Genomic DNA, 14,392 nt, shown 5'->3' with positions numbered 1-14,392 from the left:
GTATTTATTCACACTTTATTTGACATGCAATCATTTTGGTTGATTTTTCAGCTTCTTATTTGTTTAGCACTTGGATTTGTTTTGGCGCGTCGTTTACCCAAATGGCTTGAACGACTTGCCTTTCAAATCCTGCCCTATTTTACTTATATTCTCTTAATTGCAATTGCGATTGAGTTTTCAACGACTTTGCATAGCATTGCCCAGCCTTGGCAAATACTCAATCATGCAGCGCTTTTAGCAGTTATGACCAGTATCGGTGCTTTTGTCTGTTGTTACATATTATTTAAACTTTTGGGCTATCAACCGAGTCATGGCAAAGTGTCCATGAGCCTTGTGAGCAAATCATTAATCAATATCAGTTATGCATTTATCGCACTGGCCTTGGGTTATGGTTTGGCGGAACTATCTTCAGGTTTCGGCTATACCCTTCATATCAGCACATGGAACTTGTTACTGGTTTTCATGTTCCTGATCGGGCTTGATTTAGCCTATTCCCCACTAGATCACTCATGGTTGAACTGGCAAATCCTACTCGTTCCACTTGGTTGTATTCTGGGTTCAATTATTGGGGCGTTTGTAACGGCCTATTTTGTACCGAGCATTCAATTAAAAGACCTGATTATGTTGTCTCAAGGTTATGGTTTCTACTCTATGACTGGCATTGTGGTCACGGAGTTAAAGAATGCACATTTAGGCAGTATTGCACTGATGAATGATTTGTTCAGAGAAATTTTTGCGATTGTATTTATGTACATCATTGGCTGGCGTTACCCTCGCTCTGCAATTTCATCCGCAGGAGCTACAGCAATGGATGTCACTCTACCGATGGTCAAACAAGCATGTGGGAATGACTTTATTCCACATGCCATGGTGAGTGGTTTCATCCTGTCAGTTTTGGCGCCGATTGTTGTGAGTGTCTTGGCTGCTCTGTAAAGCATAGCGCTCTATTCGATGCCGTCTTTTTATTTTGCTATTGCCACTTCGCTCACCAACAATTCTTTTTAAAATTTAATCCATAAAAAAGCCTTTCGAATGAAAGGCTTTTTAGATTTCTGGTCGCTTAAAGCGTCGCTAAAATATCTTTGAGCATCTGACACGGGTTTACAGACTGTGTAATTGGTCGACCAATCACTAGATGTGTTGCACCGTCTAACATTGCTTGTTTTGGCGTTACAATACGCTTTTGGTCATCCGCACTTGAACCCTCAGGGCGGATGCCCGGTGTCACCAATGCAAACTCTGAACCTAAAGTCTCACGCAGCATTTTTGCTTCTTGCGCTGAACATACCACACCATCTAAACCACTGTCTTTAGTCAATTTTGCTAAACGTTTGACTTGTTCAAATGGTTCAATATCCAGACCAATATCGGCTAAATCTTCACGGCCCATCGAGGTTAACACCGTTACTGCAATTAGTTGAGTATTATAATTGCCAGCCTTTAAGCGCTCAACGCAGGTTTCCATCATTTTACGGCCACCTGAAGCATGGACGTTTACCATCCAAACCCCCATATCTGCAGCAGCACATACCGCTTGCGCAGTCGTATTTGGGATATCGTGAAATTTTAGATCTAAAAAGACTTCAAAGCCTTCACCATGTAAAGCTTTAACAATAGATGAGCCTTCATGGGTAAATAATTCTTTACCGACTTTTACACGGCATAATTGAGGGTCTAATTGCCCAGCAATCGTCATTGCGTCATAATGACTTTTTGCATCTAAGGCAACAATAATACTCATGGGGAGACCCTTCAAACTCACAAAATTATGGCATTATACGGATTAAGCCTAAAACGACCAAGACTATTTTTCTAAAAACTATTTAAAATTCAAACTAAGTTCTTTATTCATATACTTTTTATATAGTTATCAATATTTTAAAGCACAATAAAAAACGCCTTTGGTTATATATCCAAAGGCGTTTAAATCAAACTTGCTTCAATACTTGGTAAGATAAAAATCTTAACAAGTATTGTGGCTTAAAGCGGTGTAGATGGACGATCATTAGGATTGATATCTAACACCGTTTTTTCATGTCTTGTATGTGCTGCAGCTTCTGCAGCAGCCAACTGAGCGGATTGAATCTGCTCTTTACGAAGGTGATCAATGTCTTTACGTAGTCGCTTAATTTCCCAACCTTTCTGGAATACACGAAATACCTGAACACCAATTAACAAACCCAACACAATCCCTAAAGCCATTGTCAATAATAACAATAGACCTAAACGCATTGCTGGAACCTGTATAAACAACAGATCAACGGTTAACTCAGTTCCGTTTTGTAGTACCAAAGCTAGGCAGTAGCCAAACAGTACAATTAATAATGCGAATAATACGTAACGCATAAGCACCCCAATAAATTTTATTCGCCTGCAGTCTCGTTTACTGCATCGCGTAATGCTTTACCTGGTTTGAAATGTGGAACAGCTTTAGCAGCCACTTCTACCGACTTACCCGTTTTAGGATTACGCCCAACACGAGGCTCACGATGATGGAGTGCAAAACTACCAAAACCACGAATTTCAATACGATTATCAGAAGACAAAGATGCAATCATTTGATCAATCATAATCTTAACAGCTTCTTCCACTAATGGCTCTGCTAAGTGCGGGTTTTTAAGAGAAATACGCTCTATTAAGTCAGACTTATTAAGTGCTTCAGTAGTCATCTGCGACCTCTTTAATTATCAAGCTACCTTGTAGATAGATTGATAATAACCTGTTTAAATACAAAACGGTAGCGTAATAAGTGAATACTACGCTACCGTTTATTGTATTTGTGTAAAAAGTATTAGTTAACTTACATTAACAATACAATTCAAACATCTACTTAGTTGCCCATTTGAGCTTTGATCAAATCACCAATAGTCTTAGGACCATTGTCTTGACCAGTAGTTGCTGTCTTCAAGTTAGCAACTGCTTCTTTCTCTTCAGCTTCGTCTTTCGCTTTGATAGACAAGTTGATAGAGCGAGATTTACGATCTACGTTGATGATTTTCGCTTCAACTTCTTGACCAACTTCAAGGAACTTAGTTGCATCTTCAACGCGGTCGCGGTTGATTTCAGATGCTTTAAGAGTCGCTTCAACTTCGTCAGCTAACTTAAGTGTTGCGCCACGAGCGTCAACAGCAGTTACAGTACCTTTTACAAGTGCACCGCGTTCGTTAGCAGCTAAGAAATCGTTGAACGGATCGCTGTTCATTTGCTTAATGCCAAGGCTGATACGGTTGCCTTCAGCGTCTACAGACAAGATAACCGCTTCAACTGTGTCACCCTTCTTGTAACGACGGATAGCTTCTTCGCCTTGTTCGTTCCAAGAAATGTCAGACAAGTGAACTAGACCATCGATACCGCCTGGTAAACCGATGAAGATACCGAAGTCAGTGATTGACTTGATAGTACCTGAAACTTTTTCACCTTTGTCGTGGTTCTTAGCAAACTCTTCCCATGGGTTAGCACGAGTTTGTTTGATACCAAGAGAAATACGACGACGCTCTTCGTCAACTTCAAGAACCATAACATCAACTTCATCACCAATCTGAACAACTTTAGATGGGTGGATGTTTTTGTTCGTGTGGTCCATTTCAGAAACGTGTACTAAACCTTCAACGCCTTCAGCGATTTCTGCGAAACAGCCGTAGTCAGTTAAGTTAGTTACGCGAGCTTTAACGATTGAACCTTTAGGATAACGGTTCATGATCGCTAACCATGGATCTTCGCCTAATTGCTTAAGACCTAAAGATACGCGGTTACGTTCTTTGTCAAACTTAAGTACTTTAACAGTAACTTCTTGACCAACTTCAACAACTTCTGATGGGTGCTTGATACGCTTCCAAGCCATGTCAGTGATGTGAAGAAGACCATCAATACCGCCAAGGTCAACGAATGCGCCGTAGTCAGTAAGATTTTTGATAGTACCAGTAACTGTTTGACCTTCTTCAAGCTGAGCAAGAAGAGCTTCACGGTCAGCTGAAGATTCAGCTTCCATAACAGCACGACGAGATACAACAACGTTGTTACGTTTAGCATCAAGTTTGATTACTTTAAATTCTAACTCTTTGCCTTCTAAGTGAGTAGTATCACGAATAGGACGAGTATCAACTAAAGAACCTGGAAGGAACGCACGAACTGGACCGATGTCAACAGTGAAACCGCCTTTAACTTTACCAGAGATAACACCAGTAACGATTTCGCCGTCTTCAAAGATTTTTTCAAGTTTAGTCCAAGTTTCAGCACGTTTCGCTTTTTCACGTGATAAAACTGTTTGACCCATGCCGTTGTCAAGCGCTTCAACAACAACATCAACAGTGTCGCCAACTTGAACTTCAAGTTCGCGTTGTTCATTTAAGAATTCAGCGCGGTCAACAATACCTTCTGATTTAAGGCCAGTGTCAACTGTTACCCAATCAGAATCGATGTTTACTACAACGCCTTGGATGACAGCACCCTTTTCAACGTTGAGGTTTAATTCGCTTTCTTCAAAGAGGGCTGCAAAAGATTCGGTCATGATATACCTGATAAAGTCAGCGGTCTTGGATCAGACAAGGCCGGTTTAGTTAAGCGTCTACATAGTCCATTTTGAACTGATCAAGCTATGCTTCTGCTGAATATAAAAATTCGTTAGTTTGCTAATTGCTTATCGACATAAGCCGTCATAAGCTGAAATACCTCATCAATGTTCAATTCAGAACTATCAATGATGTAGGCATCAGCTGCTGGTTTGAGTGGAGCAACTTCACGCTCCATGTCACGTTTATCACGCGCCTCAATATTAGCTAAAATATCGTTTATTTTAGCATCCAGCCCCATACCCTGCAACTGCTTTACTCTGCGTTCAGCACGAGATTGGGCTGAAGCGGTTAAATAAATCTTGGCTTGAGCCTCTGGAAAGATGGATGTGGCCATGTCTCGGCCATCTGCAACCAAGCCTGGCGCTTGTGCAAAAGCATGCTGGCGATCGACCAGCGCAGTTCTAAGCTCAGGAATTGTTGCAACTTTTGATGCAAACTCACCAACCCGCTCAGTTCGAATGGTTTGACTAACATCCTCACCATTAAGCAAGACTTGTGTGCCTTGTGCGGAACTTAAAAATTGTATGTCTAAATGTTTAGCAATTTCGACACACTGACTCAGTTCGCTTGACAAAGCATCCAACAAATCTTGTTGATGCAATGACAGGCCCAACAAGCGATATAACGCTCCCGAATCAAGTAAATGAAATTGATAATGGGCTGCTATTTTTGCAGCCAGTGTGCCCTTACCCGAACCACTTGGACCATCAATTGTGATTATTTGAACTGTCATTGCTTACCCAAAGTTTGTTATACAGATTTAGCGAGTTTTGAAAAACCTAGTTTAATCGCAGATTTAAGCTGTGCAAGGATTAATTTACTTACAAAAGGTGCACGTGCCTGTAATTCAATCGTATAGGTCACTAACGTTTTATTCGAGTCAATCGGCTCAAACTCAATAATACCCAAATGATGTTTGATGAGTGGATTTTTAATAATCTTGTATTCAATACGCTCATTCACATTCATTAATGTAATTTGCTCTTGCAACGGTTTAATTGGACCAAAACCCATACGACGTACAGAACCAAGTCCATCCGGACGTTCTGGATCTGCTGAATCTTTCACTCGCACCACTTGAACTGGTGCAAAAGCGACGTTATAGGTTGAGTGTTTAGAAAGTAAATCAAATACCTGCTCTACGGGTGCATTAAATTCTTTTTTAATCTGAATATTATTCATGGTGGTTCCAACGCCTTATTTGACAATAATTATTGTCATTTCATTTTACATGAAATTATTATTTTACGAATTCATTCATCCCTTTTCTTGTAGACGGGATAGTCGCTTTTGTTCGCGGCGCATTTTAAAAAAGTGACTGAGCTGCTGTGAGCATTGCTCATGTAAACAACCCGACTCAACCAAGAACTGATGATTATAATAGCCCGTTTCAAATAATTTACGTGCACTTATAAGAGAGCCCGCTTTCGGCTCTGTCGCACCAAATACTACTTTTGAAACGCGTGCATGCACCAAAGCACCTACACACATGGTACAAGGCTCAAGCGTCACATACATGACCGCATCATCAGGTAAACGATAATTTTGTGTATTTTGGCAAGCATCGCGAAGTGCTTGAACCTCAGCATGCGCGGTAGGGTCATTTAGCGTAATAGGCGCATTAAAGCCCGAACCAATAATTTTATTTTGACTCACAATGACTGCCCCGACCGGGACTTCACCTTTTGACGCTGCAATAGCAGCCTGCTCTAAAGCAAGCTGCATCCATTCACTATCTATTTTTAAAACATCAGTCATAAAGATTAGATTACATCGTAATGTTTAAGGAGTTCATTCCAGCTTTCAATGCTCGTTGTTGGTGGATTACCAGCGAAAATACCCTTTAAGCTATTACTAGCCCCTTGTTTCCATGCTGGTGACAAGTCTTTATCCACTAAACGCGCACGCACACCCTCAACAAAGTCTGCATGACGAATTTTCCAGTCCGAAATTTGCGTTTCAAGCTCAAACACTTCATTCCAAGAATGAACCTGCTTGCCCCACTGCCATAGCAACCATGTTAATGCAGCCGTTGTTGGTGAGCCTTTTTGTAAGTTCTCACTGGCTTGACGAAGCCAATCGCTACGCGCATCACTTAAACCAACAATAGCATCATAATCATGCTCGAAGTTCACACCACGACATACACTATGAATGACATCCAAAGAGTTCTGTAATGGGCCTGGACCTACCGGACGATGCATACTGTTTAATGTGTCATCAATGGCTCTAAAATCACCTGCTGGATAATGACTCCAGTCGATATTAATAACTTTCTCAAGCACCGTATTACGCTGCGCATCACAGATGTGTGTTGCCCAACCAATACCATATGCGCCCGCAGCCGTCATGATTGAACCCGTTAAGCCCGTGAACAAACCAATTGCTCCACGATCCGCCAAGAAACGCGTTGCACCCACATCTGGGTACAAACCAATATTAATTTCAGGCATCGCTAAACGTGAATGCGGTGTCACCAAACGAAATGGCGCGGCCATAAACAGACCTAAACCACCGCCCATGACATAACCTTCACCCCAGACCAAGACAGGCTTAGCATAGTTGTGTAGTAATAAATCTAAAGCATATTCTTGCTCAAAGAACTGATTGGCTGTTTCAACTTCATCGTTAATCACCAGTTGACGAAGTTTACGTACATCACCACCCGCACAGAATGCTTTTGGTGTGGTTGAATCCAACCAAATGGCTTTTACTGCGTCATCGCTATGAAAATCTTGAAACACTTCAAATAAAGCTGAAACAATCGTTTCATCTAAAGCGTGAAGTGATTTTGGTCTATTCAGACGAACAATGCGCCAACCATTTTTTGCTTCTTCTACAATCAAATCTGGATGGTAGTTTTTAGAAACGGGAGAATATGTCATGCGTCCAGCTGCCAATCTATAGGCTCAATGCCATGTTGTTTAAGATAATTATTGGATTTTGAAAAAACTTTACAACCGAAGAATCCACCACGGTTTGCTGCTAAAGGTGACGGATGTGCCGCCTTTAACACCAAATGCTTTTCTTGATCAATCCGTTGTCCTTTCCGCTGCGCATATGCTCCCCAAAGAATAAAAACAATATGCTCGCGCTGTTCATTTAAAACATCAATCACATGATCGGTAAAATCTTCCCAACCTTGTTTTTGATGTGATGTGGGTTGACCAGCTTCAACGGTTAATACACTGTTCAACAGCAAAACACCTTGCTGCGCCCAACGAGTTAAATCCCCATGTTTAGGAATATCAATTCCTAAATCTTTATTTAACTCATGAAAAATATTACGTAAAGATGGTGGTAAAGCAAGCCCCTTTTGCACAGAAAAACTGAGCCCATGTGCCTGATTCGGCCCATGATATGGGTCTTGTCCGAGTATTACCACTTTTACATTCGCCAAAGGCGTCGTATTAAATGCATTAAAAATCAGCGCATTTGGCGGATAAATCACTTTATTCGCTTTTATTTCTGTAACAAGAAACTGCTTTAACGCATCCATCTTAGTACTAAGCAAAAAGTCACTTAATCCATGCTTCCAACTGGCATCCAGCTGAATTTTATCAAGCTTGGTTTGCTGTTGTTCTGTTAAAGACATACTTGCGCCTTATTCCCTTACTGTATATTCCGTGACAAATTTCACAGTTTGACTTGTAATTCTACATTCGGATTGTGAAATTGGATACCTTCTTTTAATTTGGTATACATTTCAGTGTCCGCCCATTCCGCTTGGATTTGTTCTGAAAACTCAATCTGGCTTAAATCTAAAAGCCCCATCTGTGTATTTTCAATATCTTCAATAAAACTCTGCGCATAGCCCGTATCGGTCTCATGCACAATCACCGAGTACACTTCCACATCGCCTTCACCGTTTTGAGTCACGGTCGACGCAAGTACTTGCTGTGCAAGATAAAAGAAAATACGTGAAAATTGTTCAGCCGATGGCGAAACAGGTAACGACACCCAACGTGCACTAAAGGTTTTACATGCTAGGATATATTCTGGATCATCGTTTTGCCAAAAACAAATCGCATGATCAAAAGAGTCATAAAGGTCTTTAATCACCCCTTTCAGCAAGCCAAAGTCATAAACCATTTGACCATGATCTAATTTCGATGCTTTGAGGAGTAATTCAACTTTATAACTATGACCATGAATGGAGCGTTTACAACGATCCGATGTACAGTTGCGTACAATATGGGCATTTTCAAACTTAAATAACTTACGAATTAACATATGCCGTAATGCAATCAAACTTTCTGAGAATTGACTTTAATTATAAAGCAAAAGTTAACCTATGCTCATTTATTTTATTGTTCAATCCAATTGGTAAATCATATCAGTCTTATATTTACCCTTTAAAACGGTGACATGCTCCGATAAGCCACATATACCGCTTGATCTTTTCGCACCAAATCACTACTAAACTGACGCTTACGCTCACTCAGCAACACTTCAATTCTGGCTTTAAAATAGTTCGATTGAACTCCGAGAAAATCATTAACAGCAGCCCGCTGAGCCTCGTCCACTTGCTTAAATGGATCAACTTCCCACAGTTCATTCATATTGGAAAAATGTTCCAAATTGGCCTGTCTTTGCTTTTGTAAATTTTGAATAGCAGATACATCCAACTTGGGATCAATGCTGGCCAACACCAGCGCAGGTGCAGTGTTGATATTCACCTTTAACTCATTGCTCGGCAAAGCACTCACATAAGGTGCAATCAGTTGATAGTTGCGCCCCTCAAAACCCCGTACCAACTTCAACTGTTCAACATTATAAAAAGCACGATTTGGCGCCAAGTAACCCTGAGCTAAACTTTGATAATAAGCAGATTCAGCACCCATCGGCCCACTGACTTCATCATCTTCATCTTGCCAATCAATCACTGCTTCTGAAAGTTGCGCAGGCAACCCCACACGTACCAACAGCTTTTCAAACCAAAGTTTTGCAGCCTCATTCGGCTTTTTATCCGACTTAACTAAAGCATTTAAATTAAATTTACCCGATTCATCTTCTAAACGCCCAGAAACAAAACCATCTTCCACTGGAAAAGCAGGCATGGGCTTCGCCCAGGTTTCTTGTAGATGATCGACTTCTGCTGCATTTTGAGCATCATCCACCAACAGCTCAGAAAAAAAAGCTTCAGCACTTTTTGCGTATAACAGAGCTTGGTTTTGTCGCATTAAATAAGCCGTACTCTCTGCGGTATTGCGCTGATGTTTCGCAATCGTAGCAGCAAGGATAGTTGCTAAAGCCACCATCACCAAAATGGTGATCAATGCAATGCCATGCTGAGAGCGCTTCAAAACACCCACCTATTTACAACGAATACATTTAAGGAAAAATGGTTTTGCATAGAGTCCGTGAGTTTCATATCCTGCAACTTAATTTTTTTGTTTTAAAAAGTCTGTATTTAATAAACTAAACACCCATTCATAACTCACTTCATTGACAGTGAGGTTTATTTTTAAACCGCGCGGTAGTATTTTTGCCTGAGTTACATCATTTTCACTCAATGCCACCTCAGGCCATTGTGCCATTTCATTGGGATTGAGTAACATAATTTGAAATTGATCAACTGAATCAAGTAGAACACTGGTTTCAGGTTGATCATTACCTGTTTGATTTAAATTTTTATATTTATAACGGTACAGTTTTTTTTCATCTGCTTTGTAAATATATTCAACTCGCTCTTCAGGCGGTATGCCTTGCATTAAAGGATCAGTCACGCCAGTTTTACTAAAGGTCAACTGACCATTTTGCAACATGACTGCGGGTTGAACCTGCCCCGCAACATTCGCAGTAACTGGTACAATTTGCACCGTGTCACGTAACACTTGTTGATATGCTTCTTGTAGCTGACCTAAGCGCTGTTCATGTTGGGTATTACGCTCTTTAATCTTGATCAGATAATCAAAAACCTTCCAACCCAAAGCTGAAAGCACAGCAAAAATCGCTATTGCCACCAATAACTCAACCAAAGTAAAGCCTGAGCGTTTTGTCATGGTTGGCTTCCATCACGATGGTTAAAAAAAACTAAACTCGTAACACCTGAATCTACTTTTCCAGTTTCAGTATTCACCAAGCTCACCTGTACATTGACGCGTTGCACATTAGCACTAATCGTTGCTTGCGCTGATTTATCAATTTGCCAAGTTTCACCTTGCTGGGTGATTTGTTTAGAGGCCGTGCCTTGTAGCCAATCACGATTGATTTCCATCATAGAAATTTCATTCAAGGCAACAAATTGTGCCTTGGTACGCAAGATGGCATGTGCAGTAGATTGAGTATATTGCATACCTACTTTAGTTAAAGCGACCGCTGCCGTGGCAAAAATAGCCAATGCCACCATCACTTCCAGCAACGTAAATCCTGAGCGAGGATTAATGAAATAGCATTTCATTCGAGCACAAGACGGCAGACTATTCTTTAAATCTTTAGCTCGCATTTATTTTACCCAAATGATCAATTTCAATTTCGGCACCCACGGGCTCATTGGCATAATAAAATTGAATACGAACAGGTTTTGCTTCGCCATTCCCCAACCAAATCAGTTTAGGCGCATTCTCTTGGATTAAATCCTCGTTTCGGGCTTGGGAAACATCATAGTCTAAGGATTGCACAGCAAAAGAAACATTTTTAGCTAACACTTGCTGTGGGAACTCATTATATTTTTTCCATTTTTGTTGATTCAGCATTGCATTATTTTGTTGTTCTGTGGGTATGGTAAATTGAGGATTTTTATATTCAACAACAGCATAAGAAAAATCAGCCACATCGGTCGCAGGCTGAACCTCTAGTGCCAAAACACGTGCTTGGTCATTTGCCTCACGTGCAATTTTCTGTACATCCATGATAAAAAAATCACGGGCTTGCGCTGCTTTACGTTGGTCGACACCATTGATATTCAACATCACCAATGATGCCATAATGGCCATAATAACAATAACCACCATCAATTCAACCAGTGTAAATCCTTGAATCCTTGAAGGTGGTTTCTGTTTCATACATCCTATCCGCTAAGCAAGGTATCCTGCTGCGCCCGTTTGTTTAGGCATCGCCAGAGCTTGGTCAATGTAGGCCACACGCAAAGTATCACGCGAACCCAAATATCGTTGATAAAAACTAGAGTTCAAAATCGCTGCGGCACCATGCGTCAAAGACCAAATAGATGCCAAATAATCACGAACTGTCATTTGACTCTCTATCGACTCCAAATACCGCTCGGTCATACGAATAATTAAACGTAGACGTTGCTTTCGAATTTGATAAAGTTCAGTAAATAAATGATAGATCCCAACACCCGTGGTCGATAATCGCTCTTCTATTTGATGAAACAACACCGTGCGCTCAGGGTGATGCAAATGATGTAACATAAAAAAAGCAAGATGTTCAGGGAACTGTTTATCTGTATCTTTAATCATTTCAAGCAACATTTGCTCATTACGAATAATGAGCAACATATAGAGTTCATCTTTACTTTGAAAATGTTTATAAAGCGTACCTTTTGCTAGATCTAATTCTGCAGCCAATGCATCAAGGGTCATCCCTGCTTCGCCATTTTCTAAAAGCAACTGTTCAGCCACTTGGAAAATTAACGCTTCTCTTGCTCGAAACTGAGCCTGACGATCCATTTTCACCCTAGTACTCTCTTATACGCTTTTATCGTTTCAATTTATTTACTTCATGTTGAGAAGGTTTTCAAAGTTCTGTGTTGTGATGAAAGCCATCTCTTCCAAGGACTTATCATATACATCTGCCAAGGCTTTGGCTACATAAGGAACGTACTTTGGCTCATTAGACTTTCCTCTATACGGCATCGGTGCCAAATAAGGACTATCTGTCTCAATTAATAAGCGATCTAAAGGAACTTGCTTCGCCACATCACGCAGGTCTTGCGCATTTTTAAAAGATACAATCCCTGAAAATGACACATAATAACCGCAGTCTAAAACAGCTTTGGCCGTTTCCCAGTCTTCTGTAAAGCAATGCAAAATTCCATGGGTCGATTTTTCGGCGCGAATAATATCGACAGTATCGTGCTTGGCAGAACGGGTATGCACAACAACTGGTTTTTTTACAGCTTGTGAAGCATGAATATGTCGTGCAAAACAGTCTTTTTGCTCAGCGATGAAATCTGTACTATGAAAATAATCGAGCCCAGTCTCACCAATTGCCCAAACTTTTTCAGGCTGTGCCAACTCAATTAAATAGTCTGTGGTCGCGCGGGCCATGGTTTCAGGATCTTCACAAGGATGCACCCCGACGCTATAGCCCACATCGTCATGCCTTGCCGCAATTTTTGCTAGCTCAATATAATCATCAAGATCAACTGAGATACTCATAAAGCGGTGAACGCCCGCTGCACGTGCTTGCGCTAATGCTAAATCCAAATCCCCATCATAAGGCGTTAAATCTAGCATGGTTAAATGGCAGTGCGTATCTACAAACACAGGCGTTTCCTACTTGATATACTTAATTACATAGTGTAACTAGTTCGCCCTTCAGACTTAAGACCTGCTAGCAACTTTTCCGCTTCTGATTTGTAATAAACCCCTTTCTCCCCAGAAAGTTGAATACCAAATCCTTGGAGTTTGATTCCATTTTGCTTTTGCGAAATCCAAATCACTTTGCCTGTTAGAGGAATTTTCTGTGCTTGCTCTGGCAATGTTGCCAAAACAAAGACCTCCTCTCCCATCTTTACAGGTTGTTTGGATGGAATAAATAAACCACCACCAACTACAAAAGGCATGTAGCTTGCATATAACGTTGCTTTATCTGGAATATTGGCTTGAATGATTCCGCCCATACGTGGTTGCATAAAATTCCCCTGTTTTAAACATCCATCAACCGAATACACAATTGGTCGAGCACTAAATTAGTTTGTACGTTTTGTTCAATATATTGTTTTGACTGTTGCAAATCAGCATAAATTGAAAACAAAGTTTCAAGTGAATACCGTTCTGCCAGCACACTGAAATCCAAGTCAGTGTTTTTTAATTGCTGATTTAGCTTGACACAAATCAAATCTGACAACAAGTACTCAAACATTTGACTAAAATCACTAAATGTCAGCGCTTTATTCCACTTGGTAGCAATTACCATCGGCATATTTTTATCCATCACCAACTTTTGCCAATCTTTTAAAAATTCAGCACGTTGAGGAATCCATTCACTCTCGGACAATGTAATTGCCTGCAACGGCATATGATTGGACAAATTCATCAACAAATGTTGCTGTGCCAAATCGCTATGGGACAAATGCTGATTTAAAAATTGCTCTGCTTGCTGTTCATTTATGCGATCCAAAGCAAAATGTTGCAAACGACTGCGAATGGTTGCAGGCAGTTTTAAATAATGATCTGCCAATAAAATGATAACAACACGATCACCTGGTTCTTCAAGCGTTTTCAATAAAGCATTGGCTGAAGCTGTATTTAAAGCTTCGGCTGGTTCAATAATGATGACGCGCCAACCATCTACCGTTTGCTGTACAAAAGGCAGCAGATCACGAATTTTCTCAATTTTGATCTTAGCATTTTGTTTCTTATTGTCTTCATCGGTAGTGATGTGCACATAATTGGGGTGTGTATCCGCCTTTAACCACTGACAACTTCCACACTCCCCACAGGCCAAATGATTTGGCTGCCGCTTAGCACATAAGACCCAAGCAAGAAACTGCTCAGCAAAAGTCTCTTTACCACAACCTTTTTTACCATAAAACAATAAGCCATGACCAATGTTAGGAAAGCGTGTGGTTAAAGTTTCCCAAACATTTTGATGCCACGGATAAATTTGCTCAGGCAGCGTTTGCTTCATGT

At 40.6% G+C, this 14,392-nt stretch carries 19 protein-coding genes; 1 reads left to right on the top strand and 18 read right to left on the bottom strand.

Going from position 1 to position 14,392, the window contains the following annotated elements:
* Window positions 1-24: 24 nt before the first annotated feature.
* Window positions 25-933 carry a lysine exporter LysO family protein gene (locus tag KVY11_RS06240; RefSeq protein ID WP_184118353.1) on the top strand — a complete coding sequence of 303 codons (909 nt, stop codon included), beginning with the start codon at window positions 25-27 and terminating at the stop codon, window positions 931-933.
* A 127-nt stretch (window positions 934-1,060) separates the two neighbouring features.
* On the opposite strand, the gene pyrF is transcribed toward KVY11_RS06240, so the two are convergent.
* The 18 genes from pyrF to KVY11_RS06150 all read right to left on the bottom strand — a co-directional run bounded on the left by pyrF (window position 1,061) and on the right by KVY11_RS06150 (window position 14,390).
* Entirely contained in the window at window positions 1,061-1,741 is a 681-nt protein-coding gene (gene pyrF / locus KVY11_RS06235) for an orotidine-5'-phosphate decarboxylase (protein ID WP_371315980.1), read from the bottom strand.
* Window positions 1,742-1,980: 239 nt separating this feature from the next.
* A complete protein-coding gene (locus KVY11_RS06230; RefSeq protein WP_004696867.1) occupies window positions 1,981-2,346 on the bottom strand; it encodes a lipopolysaccharide assembly protein LapA domain-containing protein in 366 nt (121 codons plus the stop codon).
* Between the two features lie 17 nt (window positions 2,347-2,363).
* Entirely contained in the window at window positions 2,364-2,669 is a 306-nt protein-coding gene (locus KVY11_RS06225; RefSeq protein ID WP_004696865.1) for an integration host factor subunit beta, read from the bottom strand.
* 161 nt (window positions 2,670-2,830) lie between these two features.
* Complete coding sequence (gene rpsA / locus KVY11_RS06220) at window positions 2,831-4,507, bottom strand: 30S ribosomal protein S1 (RefSeq protein WP_004696863.1); 1,677 nt, start codon at window positions 4,505-4,507, stop codon at window positions 2,831-2,833.
* Window positions 4,508-4,620: 113 nt separating this feature from the next.
* A complete protein-coding gene (gene cmk, locus KVY11_RS06215) occupies window positions 4,621-5,304 on the bottom strand; it encodes a (d)CMP kinase (protein ID WP_218288440.1) in 684 nt (227 codons plus the stop codon).
* Window positions 5,305-5,321: 17 nt separating this feature from the next.
* A complete protein-coding gene (locus KVY11_RS06210) occupies window positions 5,322-5,753 on the bottom strand; it encodes an SRPBCC family protein (RefSeq protein WP_004696860.1) in 432 nt (143 codons plus the stop codon).
* 75 nt (window positions 5,754-5,828) lie between these two features.
* The gene (tadA, locus tag KVY11_RS06205) at window positions 5,829-6,329 is read right to left on the bottom strand and encodes a tRNA adenosine(34) deaminase TadA (protein WP_005401161.1); all 501 of its coding nucleotides are present in this window, start codon (window positions 6,327-6,329) and stop codon (window positions 5,829-5,831) included.
* Window positions 6,330-6,334: 5 nt separating this feature from the next.
* A complete protein-coding gene (locus KVY11_RS06200; protein ID WP_058951874.1) occupies window positions 6,335-7,456 on the bottom strand; it encodes an enoyl-CoA hydratase/isomerase family protein in 1,122 nt (373 codons plus the stop codon).
* The gene (gene ung / locus KVY11_RS06195) at window positions 7,453-8,166 is read right to left on the bottom strand and encodes a uracil-DNA glycosylase (protein ID WP_004696856.1); all 714 of its coding nucleotides are present in this window, start codon (window positions 8,164-8,166) and stop codon (window positions 7,453-7,455) included. Before ung ends, KVY11_RS06200 begins: the two co-directional genes overlap by 4 nt.
* Before the next feature lie 41 nt (window positions 8,167-8,207).
* Window positions 8,208-8,804, bottom strand: a complete 597-nt coding sequence (locus KVY11_RS06190) for a 6-carboxytetrahydropterin synthase (protein ID WP_004984830.1) — start codon at window positions 8,802-8,804, stop codon at window positions 8,208-8,210.
* A gap of 122 nt (window positions 8,805-8,926) precedes the next feature.
* A complete protein-coding gene (gspK, locus tag KVY11_RS06185) occupies window positions 8,927-9,877 on the bottom strand; it encodes a type II secretion system minor pseudopilin GspK (RefSeq protein WP_218288439.1) in 951 nt (316 codons plus the stop codon).
* A gap of 78 nt (window positions 9,878-9,955) precedes the next feature.
* A complete protein-coding gene (gene gspJ / locus KVY11_RS06180) occupies window positions 9,956-10,576 on the bottom strand; it encodes a type II secretion system minor pseudopilin GspJ (protein WP_218288438.1) in 621 nt (206 codons plus the stop codon).
* Window positions 10,573-10,974: a type II secretion system minor pseudopilin GspI gene (gene gspI, locus KVY11_RS06175; RefSeq protein ID WP_218288510.1), complete on the bottom strand. Its 402-nt coding sequence runs from the start codon at window positions 10,972-10,974 to the stop codon at window positions 10,573-10,575. Before gspI ends, gspJ begins: the two co-directional genes overlap by 4 nt.
* A gap of 34 nt (window positions 10,975-11,008) precedes the next feature.
* Window positions 11,009-11,578 carry a type II secretion system protein gene (locus tag KVY11_RS06170; protein ID WP_218288437.1) on the bottom strand — a complete coding sequence of 190 codons (570 nt, stop codon included), beginning with the start codon at window positions 11,576-11,578 and terminating at the stop codon, window positions 11,009-11,011.
* 12 nt (window positions 11,579-11,590) lie between these two features.
* Window positions 11,591-12,205 (bottom strand): TetR/AcrR family transcriptional regulator, encoded by a 615-nt coding sequence (locus KVY11_RS06165; RefSeq protein ID WP_004696845.1) that lies wholly within the window; start codon window positions 12,203-12,205, stop codon window positions 11,591-11,593.
* 45 nt (window positions 12,206-12,250) lie between these two features.
* Entirely contained in the window at window positions 12,251-13,024 is a 774-nt protein-coding gene (locus KVY11_RS06160; RefSeq protein WP_168159252.1) for a TatD family hydrolase, read from the bottom strand.
* 26 nt (window positions 13,025-13,050) lie between these two features.
* Window positions 13,051-13,392 carry a PilZ domain-containing protein gene (locus KVY11_RS06155; RefSeq protein WP_058869739.1) on the bottom strand — a complete coding sequence of 114 codons (342 nt, stop codon included), beginning with the start codon at window positions 13,390-13,392 and terminating at the stop codon, window positions 13,051-13,053.
* Window positions 13,393-13,406: 14 nt separating this feature from the next.
* Window positions 13,407-14,390, bottom strand: a complete 984-nt coding sequence (locus tag KVY11_RS06150) for a DNA polymerase III subunit delta' (RefSeq protein ID WP_058869740.1) — start codon at window positions 14,388-14,390, stop codon at window positions 13,407-13,409.
* Window positions 14,391-14,392: the final 2 nt, after the last annotated feature.

This window comes from Acinetobacter sp. CWB-G5 (genome assembly GCF_019209785.1).
In the GTDB taxonomy this organism is placed as follows: domain Bacteria; phylum Pseudomonadota; class Gammaproteobacteria; order Pseudomonadales; family Moraxellaceae; genus Acinetobacter; species Acinetobacter johnsonii.
The sequence above is the reverse complement of the archived record's forward strand: the minus strand, read 5'-3'. Positions and strand labels throughout refer to the sequence as shown.